The sequence below is a fragment of the Desulfovibrio psychrotolerans genome, assembly GCF_013340305.1.
Lineage (GTDB): Bacteria > Desulfobacterota > Desulfovibrionia > Desulfovibrionales > Desulfovibrionaceae > Halodesulfovibrio > Halodesulfovibrio psychrotolerans.
The window spans coordinates 141,410-159,503 of sequence record NZ_BLVP01000043.1 but is presented as its reverse complement, the minus strand read 5'-3'; the positions used below and the strand labels follow the sequence as shown (position 1 = coordinate 159,503).

General features: G+C 62.5%; 12 protein-coding genes and 1 tRNA gene. 8 read left to right on the top strand and 5 right to left on the bottom strand.

Annotated features, from left to right (window positions below; translation table 11 throughout):
* Nucleotides 1-281: 281 nt before the first annotated feature.
* Nucleotides 282-845: a periplasmic heavy metal sensor gene (locus tag HUV26_RS16370; RefSeq protein ID WP_174411207.1), complete on the bottom strand. Its 564-nt coding sequence runs from the start codon at nt 843-845 to the stop codon at nt 282-284.
* Between the two features lie 270 nt (nt 846-1,115).
* Here HUV26_RS16370 and HUV26_RS16365 point away from each other — a divergent pair, with 270 nt between their 5' ends.
* The gene (locus HUV26_RS16365) at nt 1,116-3,044 is read left to right on the top strand and encodes an ATP-binding protein (RefSeq protein ID WP_174411206.1); all 1,929 of its coding nucleotides are present in this window, start codon (nt 1,116-1,118) and stop codon (nt 3,042-3,044) included.
* 55 nt (nt 3,045-3,099) lie between these two features.
* Nucleotides 3,100-4,458 carry a sigma-54-dependent transcriptional regulator gene (locus HUV26_RS16360; protein ID WP_174411205.1) on the top strand — a complete coding sequence of 453 codons (1,359 nt, stop codon included), beginning with the start codon at nt 3,100-3,102 and terminating at the stop codon, nt 4,456-4,458.
* A gap of 124 nt (nt 4,459-4,582) precedes the next feature.
* Here HUV26_RS16360 and HUV26_RS16355 read toward each other — a convergent pair whose 3' ends face one another.
* Together HUV26_RS16355 and HUV26_RS16350 are read right to left on the bottom strand one after the other, a co-directional pair.
* On the bottom strand, nt 4,583-5,008 hold the full coding sequence (locus HUV26_RS16355) for a universal stress protein (RefSeq protein ID WP_243451425.1): 426 nt from the start codon (nt 5,006-5,008) through the stop codon (nt 4,583-4,585).
* A 530-nt stretch (nt 5,009-5,538) separates the two neighbouring features.
* Complete coding sequence (locus HUV26_RS16350) at nt 5,539-6,444, bottom strand: SAM-dependent methyltransferase (RefSeq protein WP_174411204.1); 906 nt, start codon at nt 6,442-6,444, stop codon at nt 5,539-5,541.
* Nucleotides 6,445-6,723: 279 nt separating this feature from the next.
* On the opposite strand from HUV26_RS16350, the gene HUV26_RS16880 reads away from it, so the two are divergent.
* Both HUV26_RS16880 and HUV26_RS16875 read left to right on the top strand, forming a co-directional pair.
* A complete protein-coding gene (locus tag HUV26_RS16880) occupies nt 6,724-7,668 on the top strand; it encodes an ABC transporter permease (protein ID WP_174411203.1) in 945 nt (314 codons plus the stop codon).
* On the top strand, nt 7,665-8,471 hold the full coding sequence (locus HUV26_RS16875; protein WP_243451424.1) for an ABC transporter permease: 807 nt from the start codon (nt 7,665-7,667) through the stop codon (nt 8,469-8,471). Before HUV26_RS16880 ends, HUV26_RS16875 begins: the two co-directional genes overlap by 4 nt.
* Nucleotides 8,472-8,535: 64 nt before the next feature.
* Here HUV26_RS16875 and HUV26_RS16335 read toward each other — a convergent pair whose 3' ends face one another.
* The gene (locus tag HUV26_RS16335) at nt 8,536-10,746 is read right to left on the bottom strand and encodes an EAL domain-containing protein (protein WP_174411202.1); all 2,211 of its coding nucleotides are present in this window, start codon (nt 10,744-10,746) and stop codon (nt 8,536-8,538) included.
* 258 nt (nt 10,747-11,004) lie between these two features.
* Here HUV26_RS16335 and HUV26_RS16330 point away from each other — a divergent pair, with 258 nt between their 5' ends.
* The 3 genes from HUV26_RS16330 (at nt 11,005) to HUV26_RS16320 (ending at nt 16,397) form a co-directional block, all read left to right on the top strand.
* Nucleotides 11,005-11,553: an acyl-CoA thioesterase gene (locus HUV26_RS16330; protein ID WP_174411201.1), complete on the top strand. Its 549-nt coding sequence runs from the start codon at nt 11,005-11,007 to the stop codon at nt 11,551-11,553.
* Nucleotides 11,553-13,232, top strand: coding sequence for a murein biosynthesis integral membrane protein MurJ (murJ, locus tag HUV26_RS16325; RefSeq protein ID WP_174411200.1), 1,680 nt, complete (start codon nt 11,553-11,555; stop codon nt 13,230-13,232). Before HUV26_RS16330 ends, murJ begins: the two co-directional genes overlap by 1 nt.
* A 165-nt stretch (nt 13,233-13,397) precedes the next feature.
* Nucleotides 13,398-16,397, top strand: coding sequence for a hybrid sensor histidine kinase/response regulator (locus tag HUV26_RS16320; protein WP_174411199.1), 3,000 nt, complete (start codon nt 13,398-13,400; stop codon nt 16,395-16,397).
* 83 nt (nt 16,398-16,480) lie between these two features.
* On the opposite strand, the gene HUV26_RS16315 is transcribed toward HUV26_RS16320, so the two are convergent.
* Nucleotides 16,481-16,556, bottom strand: a tRNA-His gene (locus HUV26_RS16315).
* Between the two features lie 209 nt (nt 16,557-16,765).
* On the opposite strand from HUV26_RS16315, the gene murA reads away from it, so the two are divergent.
* Nucleotides 16,766-18,025, top strand: a complete 1,260-nt coding sequence (murA, locus tag HUV26_RS16310; RefSeq protein ID WP_174411198.1) for a UDP-N-acetylglucosamine 1-carboxyvinyltransferase — start codon at nt 16,766-16,768, stop codon at nt 18,023-18,025.
* Nucleotides 18,026-18,094: the final 69 nt, after the last annotated feature.

The window sequence follows — 18,094 nt, the reverse complement described above, 5'->3', positions numbered from 1 at the left end:
TTGTTCGGCAGACGTCCGCGCCGGAAAAAAGAGCACAAAGGATGCTCCTGATTCGGGAAAAAGGCGAGGCTGCGTCCTCACAGCAACTGCGGACAGTAGTGCCCCATTTTCTGCAAGGTTGCAAGCCCGATGCAGGAAGATGCTTATTGTTCCGGGGGATAGATGCACCTTCACCCCGCCGCCCGGTACAAATGATTCGCCCCCGGCCGGACGGTAAAACCGTCTGGCCGGGGGTGTATCATGAGGAGGCGTGAAGGAGGTATTTGCGTCCTGTACTGATCTTAATGACCGTCATGTCCTGCTGCGGGAGCCTGAGCGTCCGCGCCTTCCGCGCCTGCGTCAACCGCATTACCCGCAGGCATGCATCCGGCACCGAAGCCGCGACCAAAATTCTTTATGCCCACTTCCTTTTCAACCTGTGCGTGAAACGCGGTGCGTTCCGCCTGCATGGCAAGGTTCAGTTCCTTGAGTTCCTGCACCAGCTTGGTAATATACTTGGGCTCAACCTTGGGGTTGTTGGTCAGTGCCTGCAGTTCGGTGTGCTTGGCCCACATGTCCGCGCGCAGGGCTTCGGTCTTCTTGCCAAAGGCATCGCTCAGTGCGCCAAACTTCTCCTGCTGCTCCGGGGTCAGGTTCTGCATGAAGCCCTTTCCACCCTGCATCTTGCCATGTCCTTTGCCGTGGCCCTTGCCCATCATCATGCCGGCGTGACCGCCATCCATAGACTGGCCCATCATGCTGCCGCATCCGCAGCCCATGCCGCCGCGCATGCCCGCAAAAGAAACAGCCGCCGTGCCCAGCAGGGCAACCGTCATCAGGGCTATCATTACGTGAGTGATTTTCATGAGTATCCTCCAATTCTGTCTACTGTAGTGTATCTGAAAAATTTCAGTGGTTCGCGTTTTGCTTGCTTCGTATAGAGCAACGGGCGTGCCAACACGCAAACACTGTCGCAACACACTGAAACACTATGTAAAAAACAACGTGGCCGGCAACGCGCAGCCCTGCAGGGCATGCTGCAGTGTATAAGAACTGTACAGCGCACCGAAACAGGGTGTATAAAAAACGAACACCTGTATAAGGGTTGTCCACCCCCAAACGGAGCCGCCGCCACTATGGAACTGAACGCAATGAAACTGCACAGGGAACAACGCCTGCCCGGCCCCTTTGCCTCGCCATGGCTGGTCATCGGTGGTGCCGTAATACTGGGTGTCATCATCCTTGCCATGACGCTGCGCAATCTGGACAGGGACGGCAAGCAGATGGCCCGCATTCTGGAAGAAAAGGGGGCGGCGCTCATCAAGGCTCTGGAAGCGGGCGCACGCACAGGCATGCGCCACCGGCTGGGAACAGAGATGCGCATGCAGGTACTGGTGGAAGAGATGGCGGCACAGCCCGATATCCTTTTCATCATGGTCACAGACCACGCCGGAAGGGTGCTGGCGCACAGCGAGCCGGACAAGCAGGGGGCGGTGGTCTTCTCGCCGGAAGATATGTCCCAACTGCAGCCGGACGAGGCTGTTTCGTGGCGCATCATGGCAAAGGAAAACACCCGGGCGTTTGTGGTCTACCGCCGGTTCACCCCCCTTCAGGGACGCGAATCCCTGCGGGGCAGAAACGGCGGGAACAGGCACGGGGATGATGCTTTCCCTGACCTTTTGGGAGATGCCCCTCTTCCGGGACAGGGCGGCATGGGCCCCATGCGCAATGCCCAGCGCGGGCTGATGAGCTTCTTCACCTCGCCGGACAGCCCGCCCCCGGTCATCTATGTGGGCATGGACGTCACCCCCTTTGAACAGGCACGCGCCGATGACAGGCGGCACACCATTGTCATGGCTGCCATTCTGCTGCTGCTCGGATTCGCGGGCTTCACCTCGCTCATCTGGGCGCAGAATGTGCGCCGCTCACGCCGCATGCTCAAGGATTCTCAGGCTTTTTCCGCAGAAATCATCGCCAGCCTGCCGGACGGGCTGGTGCTGGTGGATGCAACAGGCCGCATCGCCTTTCTGAATGACAAGGCAGAAGGGCTGCTCGGCGTAACGCTGGATTCCGTGCGGGGCAAGCGTCCGCAGGACGTGCTGCCCGCCGCCGTCACCGGGGCGTTGGCCGCGCTGAACACCCACGGACGCCTGCATGAAACCGAGGCGGAATGCAGGCTTGCGGGCGGCTCGGACGTGCCCGTGGGCATAAGCGGAGCACGGGTGCTGACGGACGATGCGCCGGGAGAAACCGCCCGCAACGGCTCCATGGTAGGTCATGTGGGCGATATCATCATCCTGCGCGACCTCAGCGAGGTACGCCGCCTGCAGCAAGAGGTCCGCCGCAAGGAAAAGCTGGCCGCCATCGGCTCACTGGCGGCAGGCGTGGCGCACGAAATACGCAATCCGCTCAGCTCCATCAAAGGCTACGCCACCTATTTCGGCACCCGCTTCCCGGAAGACAGCGAAGACCGCGCCGCCGCAGGCATTCTGGTGCAGGAGGTGGACCGCCTGAACCGCGTCATCACCGACCTTATCGGCCTTGCCCGCCCCTCTGACCTGAACCGCGTCCCCACAGACGTGGCAGGGCTGGCCAACCATTGCCTGCGGCTGCTCGGCCCGGACGCGGCAGCGCAGGGAGTTTCCCTTTCGCTGGAAAACGCACCGCACCTTCCCTTCGTGAATCTGGACCCGGACCGTTTCGCGCAGGCACTGCTGAATGTCTGCCTCAACGGCATGGAAGCAATGCCCGACGGTGGCAGCCTTTCCCTGCGCATAGATACGGACGAGGCAGGCATGCTCCGGGTGCGCGTCTCCGATACGGGGCACGGCATCTCGCCGGAGGCGCGCGACCGCATCTTCGACCCCTACTTCACCACCAAGAGTCAGGGCACCGGGCTGGGGCTGGCCATCGTACACAAGATAGTGGAAGCCCACGGGGGAACGGTGCATGCGGCACCCGGCCCGCAACAGCCTCAAGGCGAAGTGCCCGCAGACGGCACGGAAGGCAGGGGAACCACCTTCACCATCCTGCTGCCCCCCGCGCAGCCGGAAACAACCCCATGAACCGCCGCACGGAATACGGTGTCCCTGTGCCGCCCCCGTGCAAGGAGATACGGATATGAGCATCATTCTGGTTGTGGATGACGACACCGCCCACAGAACCATGCTGCGCACCCTGCTCAAGGGCTGGACGTACGAGGTTGACGAGGCAGATGACGGCTCGGTGGCCGTGGAAAAGGTGCACACCCGCCCCTATGACGCCGTGCTCATGGACATCCGCATGGTACGCATGGGCGGCATAGAGGCGTTACGGGGCATGAAGGCATTCAACCCCGCCATCCCCGTGCTCATCATGACCGCCTTTTCCTCTGTGGAAACCGCCGTGGAGGCTCTGAAAATAGGGGCCTACGACTACCTGACCAAGCCGCTGGACTTTGACGTGCTGCGCCTAACGCTGGAAAGAATGCTGGACCATACCCGCCTTGCCAGCGAAAACCGCACCCTGCGCGAACGTCTGGAAGGGCGCGGGCACACGGATATTGTGGGCAAAAGCGCAGCCATGCTGGAACTGGCGGAAATGATCCACACCGTGGCCCCCACAGACGCCACCGTGCTCATCAGCGGCGAATCGGGCACCGGCAAGGAGCTGGTGGCCCACGCCATCCACGCGGCAAGCGCGCGGGCAGAAAAGCCCTTTGTGGCCGTAAACTGCGCGGCACTGACGGATACCCTGCTGGAATCGGAACTCTTCGGCCACGAGCGCGGCGCGTTTACCGGCGCGGACAAGCGACGCGAGGGCCGCTTCATGCAGGCCGACGGCGGCACCCTGTTTCTGGACGAGATAGGAGAAATTCCCCTGCTGCTGCAATCCAAGCTGCTGCGGGCCCTGCAGCAGGGCGAGGTGCAGCGGGTGGGCAGCGATACCGTGCTCAATGTAAACGTGCGGGTCATTGCCGCCACCAACCGCGACCTGTTCGAAGAAGTGCAGGCGGGTACTTTCCGTGAAGACCTCTACTACCGGCTCAACGTCATCGGTCTGCGTGTGCCGCCCCTGCGCGAACGGCGGGACGACATCCCCCTGCTGGCAGATTTCTTCCTGCGCCGGTTCGCGGAAAAGAACCGCAAGATGGTCAAGGGAGCCACCCCGCAGGCCATGGACGCCCTAGTGCGGCACGACTGGCCCGGCAACGTGCGCGAACTGGAAAACGCCATGGAGCGCGCCGTGATCATGACCACCGGAGAATACATCACCCTGCGCGAACTGCCCCGCAATCTCAGCGATGCCCCCCTTACCGATGTGCCCATTTCCGCCACGGGCGAGCCTGCCCTTGCGGGTCTTTCACTGGACGAACTGGAACGGCGGGCCATCATGGCCACCCTTAAGGAATGCGGAGACAACAAGAGCGAGGCCGCGCGCAGGCTGGGCATAACCCGCGCCACCCTGCACAACAAACTCAGACGCTACGGCATGGAATAACAAGACCCCGGCGGAACAAACCGCCGGGGTTGTTTCTATTTCCGGATGGGAATGACACGGTCACTCCCGCCAGTTGTTCCATCAATTGTTCCGCCAATGGCTCTGTCTGTCGCAGCGGATGCCGCTACCGCACCACCAGCACGGGCAGGTCCGACATATGCAGCACACGGTGGGTCACGCTGCCCAGCACCATGCTGCCCAGATCGTTCAGCCCGCGCGAGCCGATGACAATAAGGTCGCACCCTTCACGCTTTGCCACTTCGCAGATCACATCGCCGGGGTCGCCGGGCTCCAGCATCTCCTGATAACGGATGCCCTTTTCGTCCAGCACCTTGCGGTAGGGCTCCAGCAACGCCTTGCCCTGCCGCGTCAGCTCGGTGACCAGTTCCTCGCGGGCAAGCCCACCGATAAGGCTGGGCACCTTGCCCATGGCATACAGCAGAATGATCTCGGCTCCCGTGGAGGAAGCCATGCCCATGGCTTTGCGTTTCGCAAGCTGCGAATACTTGGAGCCGTCAACCGGTACGAGAATCTTCTTGAAGTTCATCATGAGATACCTCCGTCTGCTGGACATGTGCGCTGCCTGCGTTCGTTCCGCCACCCCGTTGCGCATCCGCTGCGCCGCGTGTGCCGCTCCTTCCCCCGCGTCCGGCGACAATGGCGTCCGGGACCGTAGCGTCCGGTGATAATAACATCTGGCAGCGAAAAGGATGTCTGCCCGTCCGGGACGCAAAGGGGGTGCGGAACGGCTCTCATTCCACACTGTTTGGGATAAATATAGCAACGATTGCGTTATGGTACAATAGGATGGCGCAACAAATCACGAAAGGCGGCGCACTCCCATGGCGGCAGCACGCGCATATCCCGTCCGTTCCCGGCCAATGAACTCCTGACTGGCGGGCACCTGACGAACTCCTGACGGGCAACCACCTGATCAGCAGGCATCAGACCTTCAGGCAACTGCCCGGCGAACGTCTTATCAACAGGTAACGGGGGTAACGGGGGTAACGGGCCGGGCATAGGGCCGGGCAACGGGTCAACAGTCGCGGAACCCGCTGTCGCCCCGTTCACGCAGACCGGCTAGCCCAGCTTCACCCACGTAAGCTCATGCTTGTTGGCAGAAAGGTGCATCACCCGGGAACCGGCAATGGCGGCAAACTGGCGCACCACCTCCATATCCCCCTGACCCTGCAGCTTGATGGTGCAGACAAAGTTACGGCAGGTGCCGTGCTCCAGCCATCGGCGCACCATTTCCAGCAGCCGTTCCGGGTAGCAGATGACATCAGAGAACAACCAGTCCACCGCCCCGGCATGGCGCGGGTCCAGCCCGAAGGCACTGCCCGCGCACCAGTTGATGTTGGGATGAGCGGCAATGTGGTCCGCAAGCGGAGATTTGTCTATGCTGAACACCCGCGCACCCATTTCCGCCAGCACCCATGACCAGCCGCCGGGGCTGCTGCCCAGATCAAGGCACAATTCTCCCGGCTGCGGGCGCACGGTCAGCAGGGTGAACAGCTCCCACAACTTCAGATAGGCACGGGTGGGCGGCACGGTTTTATTTTCCTCAAACACCACCTCGCCGTCGGGAAAGGTGCTGGTGCAGGCGGGCGAGGCGATGATGAGATTCTCTTCCCACAGGGTCCACGACCCCAGCGGTGCCTCCGGCGGTCGGGTCCCAAAGACCAGAGGCTTGGCGGAAACATGTGGCAGCTTGTCCTGTATGAGCCGCGCGCGGCGATGAAACCCCGTGCTGTGCAGCCACCAGTTGCGCTGCATGGCTTTAAGCCTGCGCGCACCGTCCGCAATGGATTCCACGGGAACAGACACGGGGGCAAGCCACGTGTTCTGCGCCCACACCGGGTTCTGCGGCGGTCCCTCAGCAATGAACAGTCTGCCCCGCTGCTCGACAACGTTGCGCAGTTCCCTGCCCAGATCTTCCTCAAATCCGCGCGGAGCAAGATATATGGTGGTTCCTTCCAGCTGCATGGTGCCATCCTCCGGCGCGCCCGTAAGCGGGCGGCGCGCCCTGCCTGTACCCCACGCGGGAGCGGCTGGCAAGCGCGCGGCGTTGCCAGCGTACAGCGTTGCCAGCGTACGGCGTTGCCATTGTCCCGCCGCAAGGCTATCATGGCATGCGGCTGCCGCCATTTACCAGCCCGGACAGGCCGTTAATGGCCTTTAGCGGCCTTCAATGCCCCGGCAGCGGCCCCGGCGACCTTTCCGTCGCGACATTGCTGGCCTACAGCCCACGCCCCAAGGAGCACCATGCGCCCCGCCCTGCACACCATCCTCAAGCTCGCTCCGGTCCTGCTGCCCTTCCTGCTGCTCTTTGCCGGAGGACTCGCACTGGCTGTGGCACAATCGCTGGGGTGGTGGCTGCCCTTCCCCCATCAGGGTTCTGCGGGCGATGCCTATCGGCAGTTGCTCACCCCGCACATGGCGGCCTCATTCCTTCTCTCGCTGCGGGTAGGCTTTGTGTCCGCCGCCGCATCGGTGGCACTGGGCACCCTGCTTGCCGTGGGACTCTGGCGCATGCCGTCCCGCATGCAGCAGATGGGCGTGGTATACAAAATTCCGCTCATCCTGCCGCACATTGCCGTGGCCTTTATCGTGCTGGTGTTCTTCGCCCGGTCCGGCGTGCTTTCCGCCGCCGCCTACCATGCAGGGCTTATTTCCGGGCAGGAGGAGTTTCCTTCCATACTTTTCGGGGGCAGCGGTTCGGGCATGATCATGGCCTATGTGTACAAGCAGACGCCGTTCGTCATCCTCATGGCCTACGCCTCGCTCAAGCGGCTGGACCCGCGCATGCTGGAAACCGCGCGCATGCTGGGTGCAGGCATGGGCATGCAGTGGCGGCGCGTCCTGCTGCCGCACCTTGCACCGGTGCTGCACACCTCGTTCATCATACTGTTCCTGCACGCCTTCGGGGCGTTTGAAATCCCGTTCATGCTGGGCGAAAGCCGCCCCGCCATGCCCGGCATAGAGGCATACTCCCTCTACTTCCAGCGCGACCTCAGCCACCGCCCCGCCGCCATGGCCATTCTGGTGTGCATGTTCCTGTTCTCGCTGGCCTTCATCGTCTTCTACACCCGCGCCGCCCGGCGGTTTTCCGTCCGGGGAAGACCCTATGCTCCGGCTGCCGCCAAGGGTGGCCCGCCTTCCGTCCATAATGCCGCACCGCACATCCCCCTCACGGAGCGCAAACTGTGAGCCGCACAGTCAACCTGCCCGCCAAGGCACTGCTGCTGTGCCTTTTCTTTGTCCTGTTCGCGGGGCCGCTGGTGGTGCTCATACTCTACGCCGCCGCTCCCGGCTGGCAATGGCCGGACCTGCTTCCCGCGCAATGGTCCGGGCAGGGGGCGGCCTTCCTCACGCACAGGCAGGCAGACATCGCGCGGCATCTGGGCTTTTCCGTGCTCTATTCGCTGCTCACCACCGCTCTCACCCTTGTCCTGTGCCTTGCCCCCGCCCACCACTTCGCCCGCCACACGTTCAGGGGTAAAACCCTGCTGGAAGGCCTGCTCCTCGCCCCCGCGCTGGTGCCCGCCATGACCTTTTCCATGGGCATCCATTATCTTTTCATCCGGGTGGGCCTTGCAGATTCGCTGCCCGGCGTGGTACTTGCCCTTGCCACCTTCAGCTATCCCTACATGCTGCGCGCGCTGATAACGGGGTTCCAGTCCTTCGGGCCGGAATACGGGCAGTATGCGCAGCACCTGGGTGCCAACTGGTGGATACGGCTGGTGCGGGTGGAACTGCCCCTGCTGGTGCCCGCCATCATTGCAGGCGGCAGCGTGGTGTTTCTGGTGGCCTTTTCCGAGTATTTTCTGGTCTTTCTCATCGGCGGCGGGGTGGTGCCCTCGTACACGGGCTACCTGTTTCCCCATCTGGGCGATGCCAACCGCTCCGTGGCAAGCCTGCTCACGCTGCTCTTTCTGGCGGTTCCGGTGCTGCTCTTCGTGGTGGTGGAAATCTCTGTCACCCGCGCCTACCGCAAACGGGGAATGTACTGACAGGTATCGGCAGATATCGGCGGGTACCGGCAGGGGAGAAAACGGGCTGACGCGGAGGAGACGCTTATTTGCGCGGCTTCTGCTGCCTACGGATAAAGCTCAGGCACTCCTCGCCGGAAAGCGGGCGGCTGAACAGGTAGCCCTGAAAAAGCGTGCACCCCAACGCACCGAACCGCTCCAGCTGCTCCAGCGTTTCCACCCCTTCCACCACGGTGGCAATATTCAGCCTGCCTGCCAAATCCACAATGCTGTGCACAATATGGCCGCTCACCCCGTCCGGCCCGGAAACGGTCAGGGAACGGTCAATCTTCACCGTATCCACGGGAAACTCCTGTAAATACCGCAGCGAAGTGTGCCCCATGCCAAAGTCGTCAATGGCCACGCGCACCCCCTTACTACGCAAAAGGCGCAGCCGTTCCATCTCCCCGGACCCAGGCGAGAGAATCGATGTCTCCGTTATCTCCAGTTCCAGAAGCTCTGTCGGCAGGTCATGTGTTGCCAGCACAGCCAGCACCCTGCGGGCAAATTCCGGGTCCCTGAGCTGCGGCGGGCTCACGTTCACAGACATGACAAGCCCTTCGGGAACCCACCCGAGCCACGCCTGCCGTTGCGCGCAGGCTTCACTCAGCACAAACAGCCCCAACCTGCCTATGGTTGCGGTATCTTCTGCCAGCGCAACGGTTATGCAGGGCGGAATCATGCCGTACACGGGATGCCGCCAGCGCAGCAGTGCCTCCACCCCGACCACTCGAATGTTCTTGCTGTCCACCTGCGGCTGATATTCCAGAAAGAGCTGGGTGTTGGTCGCCAGCGCCCGCTCCAGATCGTTGGCAAGCACCTTGGCAACGCGCCCCGCATCTCCGGGGCGGTCAAGGCACTTATACCCGTTGGGACCGGGCACGCGGCTTTCCGCCGCCTCCGCCAACTCGTGCATCACCCGCCTGCCCTGCCTCTCGCACAGCGCGTCCGCAAACCGCACAAAGGGCAGATACAGCAGCACGCCCAGCACAAGGTTAACCGCCTGCATGGCTACACCCGCCCATGAGCCTGTGGCCATGAAGCCGCTGAAAAAGACAGGCGTTGTCCACGCGCCCCCCGGCACCGTGTGCGGCACAAGACCCAGTATCGTCCCCCAATACGCCAGCAGGGTCTGCGCCAGCGGCGTAACCACAAACGGAATGGCGTATACCGGGTTCAGCACCAGCGGAATGCCGAACAGAACCGGCTCGTTCACATTGCACAGCGCAGGCAGCAGGGCAAAGAGGCACAGCCGTGCGTTGCCGCTGTTCTTGCCCCGCAGCAGAATCGCCGCGATAAGGCACAACGTGCAGCCGGACCCGCCCATGCGGGTAAAGGCGTCAAAAAAGGATTTGGTAAAAACGAAGGCAGGCTCCTGCCCCATGGCAAGGGCTTGCACATTGGCCAGCGCGGCAGGAATGTGCAGACCTGCCTCCAGAGAAGGAAGCATGTTCGGCCCGTGCGCCCCGAACAGCCACAAGACCTGAGTAAAGCCCACATAGGCCAGCCCGTAGCCCAGACCGTCGCCTGCGTTGCGGAACACGTCCACAAACAGCAACCCCAGCGACGTGCCCGGATCAGTCACCCCGGCGGACGCAAACAGTACACGCCCTGCGGCAAACAGCAGAATGGTCAGCATGGCTGCGGGAGTAAGCGTCAGCACGTCGCGCACAACGGGATCGCTGCCCACCGTGCCCATGGGCAGTTGCAGGCCGCGCACCCGGCACAGGCGCAGAAAAACAGCACTGCCCGCCGCAGCCACGATGATGGCAAGCGGCAGGCCGGGATTCATGGACAACAGCGCATTCCACGCCACATCACTCGGAGGCGCGGCCAGCACAAAAAAACAGGAGAGCACAACCACCGTGGTCATGGCCGGGCTCACCGCAAGGTCGGCCCGCCGCTGGTTGTGAATAGCTGCGGTGGCGGCGCTGTAGGCGCATAACACCCCCAGCGCGGCTATGCCGAACGACCCGGCGATAATTGCATCGCACACTTCGCGCCACACGCCGCCGAACAGGGAATCAAGCAGCCGGGGAAGGGCTGCGGCAGGAAAATCCCGAATGGTCAGCGCAAGGGCGCCCACCATGACCAGCGGCAGCACAAGAGCAAGCCCCCGCTGCATGGAAAGCAGCACAGGGTGGTTACTCAGCCGTCCGGCAATGTCCCGCACGGCTATGCGTACCCGCAGAAACCCTGTTCCTTCGCGTAAACGGCTCTCTCTGCCTGTCTTCACCGTGCCGGTCTGGCTGTCCATGCACCTTGCCCTTCTTTCGTATTATCGTGCTACGCCGCAGGTACCACATCGTCAAGAAGCGCATGCCCATGACAATCCGCATCCGGACCATCCATGCTGCCGCCCCCCCCGCCCTGTATACTCGGAACGGCTGCCGCCGTCACCCTCCCGCATCGCACCGCAACCCCGGCTTGCCGCAGTGCCAAAAGCGCAGTATCGTTGCCTGCCGGAGCGTTGTTTCCGGAAATTTTGCCGCGAATCGCCAAGAACGGAGACACCATGGAAGGACGCAAAGTCAGCGAAAGCGAAACCACCACCACGCACCGGGCACTGCCGGAAGATGCCAACCCGGCGGGCAACGTGCACGGCGGTGTCATTCTCAAGCAGATAGACCTTGCCGGAGCCGTCTGCGCCATGCGTCACGCCCGTGGCTGCACGGTGGTCACGGCCTCCATAGACCGCATGGAGTTCAAGGCCCCCGCCCATGTGGGCGAACTGCTCATTCTGCGGGCAAGCGTAAACATGGTAAGCTCCAAATCCATGGAAGTAGGCGTACGCGTGGAGGCGGAAAACCTGCTCACCGGCGACGTGCGCCATATCGCCTCGGCCTATCTCACCTTCGTTTCCATGGACGAACAACGCAAACCCACGCCCGCGCCGCCGCTGATTCTGGAAACTCCCACCCACGCCCGCCGCAACGAGGAAGCCAAACGCCGCCGCGCCCTGCGGCAGGAGGAACGCCTGCGCGAACGGCAGGCGCAGGAATCCATGGCGCAGGAGACGGCAACGGCGGCGGAGAGCACGCTCAAACCCAAATATCTGTACTGATGACGCACGAGCAGACCCTGGCACGCAATGCCGCCATTGTGGGCGGAGCCACCCTCGTTTCCCGCGTGCTGGGATTCGCGCGCGACTGCGCCGTGGCCGCCGTGCTGGGCGCAGGCCCCCTTGCAGATGCCTTTTTCATCGCCCTGCGGCTCCCCAACCTCATGCGCCGCCTGTTCGGAGAAGGCTCGCTCTCCCTTTCGCTGGTCAGCGAATTTTCCCACGTACGCCAGGCATCGGGCACAGACCGGGCCTACGCCATGGTGCGCGCCTGCCTTGCGTGGCTGGTGCTCATCCTCGGTGCCGTAAGCCTTGCCGCCCATGCGGGAGCCGCCTCCATAACCGCCGTTCTCGCCCCCGGCTTCCTTGCCGCGCCGGAGCTGTTCGCCCGCACGGCAGACCTTGTACGCCTGTGCTTTCCCTATGCCCCGCTCATCTGCGTCGCTGCCGTGTTTTCCGGCATACTGCAGGCGCAGGGGCATTTTCTTGTGCCCGCCCTTGTGCCCTGCGTGCTGAATGTGGCCCTCATCGCCGGGGCGTTCACGGCGCTGGCGGCAGACCTGCCCGTACCGGAAACACTGGGCGTCTGCCTGCTTGCGGCGGGTGTCCTGCAGGTGGCCATGCAACTGCCCGCGTTGCGCCGCAGGGGCTTTTCCCCGCGCGGCACCTGCTCCCTGAGCGATGAAGGCGCGCGCAGGGTGGGCAGCCGCATGCTCCCCGCCGTGTTCGGCGCGGCAGTCTATCAGGTCAGCATCGTGGTCACCACCATGCTCGCCTCACTGCTGCCGGAAGGCAGCATCTCGCATCTGTACTACGCAGACAGGCTTGTGCAGTTTCCCCTCGGCGTGTTCGGCCTTGCCGTGGGCACAGCAGCCCTGCCCGCCCTTGCCTCGCTGGCAGCCAAGGGCGACCATGCGGCCTTCCGGTCCACCCTTGCCACCTCAATGCGCCTGACCCTGTTCATCAGCCTTCCCGCCGCTGCGGGACTGGCGGGCATGGCAGAACCCATCGTAAACGTGCTGTTCGGCCGCGGTGCCTTCGGCCCGGCAGATGTGCACGGCACGGTGCTTGCGCTGTGGGGCTATGCGGCGGGGCTGCCGGCCTTTGCCGCCGCGCGCCCGCTGCTTGCGGCCTTCCACGCCCGGCGCGATGCCCGCACCCCCGTTGCCGCCGCCGTGGGCGGCCTGTTTGTCACCACCGCTTCCGGCCTTGCGCTCATGCAGCCCATGGGGCACACAGGCCTTGCCGTGGCGGTAACACTGGGGTCCTGGGCCAATGTACTCCTGCTTCACCACTTGCTTGCAAGGCGGGAACAAGCCCTGTTCGCCGCCGCAGACGCAAGAGCAGACAGCGCGTTGGCAAACCCCGCGCACACACCCCCTGCCCCCGTGCCCTTTCGAGATAACGTTGCCACGGCACCCTCCCCGGATAACGCTGCCACGGCGCCCTTCCCGGACAACGCGCCCCCCACCTACCGCTCTATGGAATACCGCCTGCCATGCCTCTACGCCGCCATGAGCGCGGGAGTGTTCGTCCTCTCCCGGGCATGCGTCCTGCTCGCCGGATCGTGGGCCTTGGCCGCCATTCCGATTATCATTGCATGCTACATGGTTACGGCACTATGGTTCCATAGTCCTGATATCTTTTTCCTGCGTCAGGCCCTGCGGGGACGTAACGGATAATCCGAAACGCCAGACGCGCGGGCATGCATAAAAAAAAGCATGTCACATGGTGCGCCGGGCTTTCTTTCGTGATATGAACACGCTGAAGACACTCTGTCGCGGTGCACACCACTCCACCGCCGGAAAGCCACGTATTCCGGCAAACCGCCCGAACGGGGCTTACGCATGAAGAACACCCGACATTACGGACTGAGCAGCCTGCAGGCAAAACTGGCCTTTCTTGTGGTCGCATCCTCCACGCTGGTTCTGCTGCTGTTCAGCGCGTGGGACTACCTCTCCGTCAGCAGGCAGAAATACAGTGAACTGGAAGAGTTCACCCGGCGGCTGGCAGAGCGCAGTGCCAGCATTCTGCTGCGCCCGGTATGGAACGTGGACGTGCGCGCGGTAGAATCCATCATGCTCTCAGAACTGACAGACCCGCGCATCCATGCCCTGCTGGTGCTGGAAGAGGATGGCCGCAACGTCTTCTTCGGCATGCAGAACGATGGCACCCGCCTGTTCACCGTTCCGGCGCAGCATACCGGAAACATGCTGCTCTATTCCGAAGAACTGCGCATGGAAGACCGCTTCGTGGGCAGCGTGCTGGTCATGGTGTCGTCAGACACCGTGCGCAAGGAGCTTTACGACCAGCTGGTTGCCACCGGGGCACGCACCATTGCCCTTGTTTCCCTGCTGGGCTGTATCATCCTGCTTGCGGCACGGCGCGTGGTAATCCGCCCCTTGCAGCACCTCTCAGACACCGCCCGCTCCATAACCGAAGATAAAATATACTCCGTACGGGCAGAAAAGGTGCACGATGACGAGATAGGCTCGCTCATCGACAGCTTTAACGACATGCTGGAGCGTATAGAAGCGCGCGACCAGATGCTGAACAACCGCCGCAAGCATCTGGAAGCCCTCGTGACAGAGCGCACGGTGGAACTGGAAGAAGCCCGGCAGCGGGCAGAAGATGCCAACAGGGCAAAAAGCGAATTTGTGGCCAACATGAGCCATGAACTGCGCACCCCCATGAACTCCATCATCGGCATGGCAGATATTGCAGAGCGCTCCGGACTATCCGCCAAACAACTGGAATACCTTAAAATTATCAAGACCTCCTCGCGGTCGCTGCTGGGCATTGTCAACGACATTCTGGATTTTTCCAAAATAGAGGCTCAGCGGCTCGAGCTGGAAATCATCCCCTTCGACCTGCGCACCGTGCTGGAAGAGGTAACAGACCTCTTCGGCGACCGGGTGGCGGAAAAAGGCGTGGAACTGGTGGCAGATGTCGATGCAGACGTGCCCTTCTGCTTTCTGGGCGATCCTTTGCGCATAAAGCAGGTGCTCATCAATCTGGTAACAAACGCCTTCAAGTTTACGGAGCAGGGCGAGGTGTGCATCGCCATCTCCTCCCGGCAGCAGACAGGCCAGCATGCCCGGCTTGACATTTCGGTACGCGACACGGGCATCGGCATCCGTGCAGACCGGCAGGCCCATGTGTTCGACATGTTCACGCAGGCAGATGGCTCCACCACCCGCAAATACGGCGGCACGGGCCTTGGGCTGGCCATTGCCCGCGAACTGGTTCAGCTCATGGGCGGCAGCATTTCCGTGGAGAGCGAAGAGGGCAAGGGCAGCACGTTCCGGTTCTCGGTGGAGTTGCCGTTGGCAGAAAACCAGTTGCGGGGGCAGTATGCACTCCCGCAAGACGTGTGCGCGCGCCCCGTGCTGCTTGTGGAAGACAACGTCAGCAACCGCAACGTCATAGAAAAAATGCTTTCTTCCATGGGCATGCGGTGCCAGTCCCTTGCGGACGGTCCTGCCGCGCTGGAAGTGCTGGAACACCGGGCGGGCGATTTCGGCCTGCTGCTGCTGGACTGGCGGCTCCCCGGCATGGACGGGCTGCAGTTGGTGGAAACCTTGCTGGCGCGCAAGGTTGCACTGCCCCCCGTTATGCTCATGACAGCCTTCGGGCGGGAAAACGAGGTGGAACGGGCAGAAAAACTGGGCATCCGCGCCTTCTTGCTCAAGCCTGTCAAAATTGCCTCGCTGCACCGCGTAATACTGGAAACCTTCGGCCACGCCGTGCAGCCTCCCGTAGAGGAAGCCGCCGTGCCGGAAGGCAACTTCGTGGGTGTGCGCGCCCTGCTGGTAGAAGACAACCTCATCAACCAGCATGTGGCGCGCGAGGTACTCGCCAGCGAAGGAATACACGTCACCATTGCGGATAATGGGCGCAAGGCGCTGGAGCACCTTGCCTCTGCCACCTTCGATGTGGTGCTCATGGACCTGCAGATGCCGGAGATGGATGGATTCGAAGCCACGCGCATCATCCGCAAATCGCCTGAATACGACCATCTGCCCATTATCGCCATGACCGCGCACGTCATGGATGAGGACAGGCACCTTGCCCTGAAAACGGGCATGAACGACTACGTTACCAAGCCCATAGAGCGCCGGGTGCTGTTCAGCGTTCTGCGCAAATGGCTCGGCGCGGGCAGCAGCCAGCAGAACGCCGACGCAACGGTCAGGCAGAACGGGGCGGGAGGTACGGACGGCAACGCTGAAACGGGCAACGCGGGCAACAAAAACTTTCTGGACAACGTGACGTTCCCGGACAATGCGGGCCACACATCCCACCCGAACAATCAGGACAATCAGGGCAATCAGAATAGTCAGGGCAGCAATCCGGGCACTCCGGCCCGAGAACGCTCCGTTTTTCCTTCTCCGCCCCAGGCTGGCGTTCCCCCGCAACCGCTCCCGTCCCCCGACCGGCAGCAAGTTCCGGAAGATACTGCCTGCACCCACCCCCTGCCCGACCTCATGCCCGGTCTGGATGTGACAGAAGGCGTGCAGCGGGTAAGCGGCAAGGAATGGCTGTACATGAAAATTCTGGAAGGATTTTTGGGTGCCTATGCCCATGCGGCAGAAGACATGCGCGCCCTCCACAGACAGGGCGATGCAGAATCCCTCAGCCGCAAGGCGCACACCGTGGCGGGTGCGGCAGGCAATGTTTCCGCCAATGCCCTGCGTCTGGTTGCGCTGGATGTGGAGCAGACCACACGTAAAAACTTTGACGCCGTCCCCCCCCTGCTGGACGAGCTGGAAAGCGAACTGCGCATCGCTTGCGATTCCATGCGCCACCTGCTGGAACTATGCCCGCAGGCCGCGCCTAAAGAGCACTGAGGAACTTTTCAGAACAGTTCAGAACTGGCAGAACGCATAACCACAAAAAAAAGCCCCGCTCGCGCGGGGCATTTTCATCTGAATGGGGCGAATGATGGGGATTGAACCCACGACAACACGGGCCACAACCGTGTGCTCTGCCAACTGAGCTACATCCGCCACAGACAAGAAGGGGCTTATACATGGAGCGCATGCCGTGGTCAAGTACATTTTCCCCGCGCCTAAAAATGATTTGCTCCCTGTCAAACGGCGGCGTACAAGGGATTGCCGCCCGGAACGCCCCCCCCCGACGGATGTCGGATACACCCCGGTGCAGCCCGCGTGCAATCTGCCGCAGACATACCTACTTCTACCCACAAGGGAGCAACATGGAAAAACTCGTCATCAAGGGCGGCGTGCCGCTCAAGGGTACGATCCGCATAAGCGGTGCAAAAAACGCCGCACTACCCATCCTCATGGCCTCCATCCTGCTGGAGGACCCCACCGTCTTCACCAACGTGCCCAACCTCAAGGATATCCGCACCACCATCAAGCTGCTGGAAATCCTTGGCTGCCCCGCCACCTTCACGGACGGCGTGGTACGCACCCGCCCCTGCGAACCCAAGCCGGAGGCGCCTTACGATCTGGTCAAGACCATGCGCGCCTCGGTGCTGTGCCTCGGCCCGCTGCTGGCACGGCTGGGCTACGCCAAGGTTGCCTACCCCGGCGGCTGCGCCATAGGCGCGCGCCCCGTAAACCTGCACCTCGCGGCGCTGGAACAGATGGGCGTTACCTTCGACCTTGATTCCGGCTACATCATCGGCAAGGTGGACAAACTGCGCGGCGCGCACATCGTGTTCGACAAGATCACCGTGGGCGGCACAGAAAACCTGCTCATGGCCGCCGCCCTTGCCGAAGGCGAAACCGTTCTCGAAAACTCCGCCCGCGAACCGGAAGTGGTGGACCTTGCCAACTTCCTCATCGCCTGCGGCGCAAAGATAGAAGGCCACGGCACCAACGTCATCCGCATTCAGGGCGTGCAGCGGCTGCACGGCTGCGAATACCCCATCATGCCCGACCGTATCGAGGCAGGCACCTTCATGGTTGCCGCCGCCATCACCCGCGGCGACCTGCTGCTGGAAAACTGCCCCGTGGAGGCGCTGGACGCCGTTATTTCCAAACTGCGCGAGATGGGCGTTCACGTCAGCCGCGAAGAAGGCGGACTGCGCGTGCGCCACACAGGCGACCTGCGCTCGGTGGATATAACCACCCAGCCCTACCCCGGTTTTCCCACGGATATGCAGGCCCAGTTCATGGCCCTGATGTGCGTTGCAGAAGGTGCCGGCATGGTAGAGGAAACCATTTTCGAAAACCGCTTCATGCACGTGCTGGAACTGGTGCGCATGGGTGCGGACGTGCGCCTTGTGGGCCGCACCGCCCGCATCAAGGGCGGTCGGGCACTCACCGGAGCCCCGGTCATGGCATCCGACCTTCGCGCCAGTGCCTCGCTTGTGCTGGCGGGCCTTGCCGCCTCCGGCGAAACCCATGTGCAGCGCATCTACCATCTGGACCGCGGCTATGAGCGCATTGAAGAAAAGCTCAACCCCGTGGGTGCCCGCATAGAGCGCATGCAGGAAACGGAAGAATAATCCGGGCCGCCCCGTGCAGCCAGCAGATACCCCCCGGCACCGTCCGGCAATCCGGCCGGATGTCAAACC

What these genes read in the sequence shown, in the direction of transcription:
- HUV26_RS16330 (WP_174411201.1), top strand. Translation starts at nt 11,005, where the DNA reads ATGGAAGGACGCAAAGTCAGCGAAAGCGAAACCACCACCACGCACCGG.
- HUV26_RS16355 (WP_243451425.1), bottom strand. Translation starts at nt 5,008, where the DNA reads ATGATGAACTTCAAGAAGATTCTCGTACCGGTTGACGGCTCCAAGTAT.
- HUV26_RS16350 (WP_174411204.1), bottom strand. Translation starts at nt 6,444, where the DNA reads ATGCAGCTGGAAGGAACCACCATATATCTTGCTCCGCGCGGATTTGAG.
- HUV26_RS16880 (WP_174411203.1), top strand. Translation starts at nt 6,724, where the DNA reads ATGCGCCCCGCCCTGCACACCATCCTCAAGCTCGCTCCGGTCCTGCTG.
- murJ (WP_174411200.1), top strand. Translation starts at nt 11,553, where the DNA reads ATGACGCACGAGCAGACCCTGGCACGCAATGCCGCCATTGTGGGCGGA.
- HUV26_RS16320 (WP_174411199.1), top strand. Translation starts at nt 13,398, where the DNA reads ATGAAGAACACCCGACATTACGGACTGAGCAGCCTGCAGGCAAAACTG.
- HUV26_RS16360 (WP_174411205.1), top strand. Translation starts at nt 3,100, where the DNA reads ATGAGCATCATTCTGGTTGTGGATGACGACACCGCCCACAGAACCATG.
- HUV26_RS16335 (WP_174411202.1), bottom strand. Translation starts at nt 10,746, where the DNA reads ATGGACAGCCAGACCGGCACGGTGAAGACAGGCAGAGAGAGCCGTTTA.
- HUV26_RS16365 (WP_174411206.1), top strand. Translation starts at nt 1,116, where the DNA reads ATGGAACTGAACGCAATGAAACTGCACAGGGAACAACGCCTGCCCGGC.
- murA (WP_174411198.1), top strand. Translation starts at nt 16,766, where the DNA reads ATGGAAAAACTCGTCATCAAGGGCGGCGTGCCGCTCAAGGGTACGATC.
- HUV26_RS16370 (WP_174411207.1), bottom strand. Translation starts at nt 845, where the DNA reads ATGAAAATCACTCACGTAATGATAGCCCTGATGACGGTTGCCCTGCTG.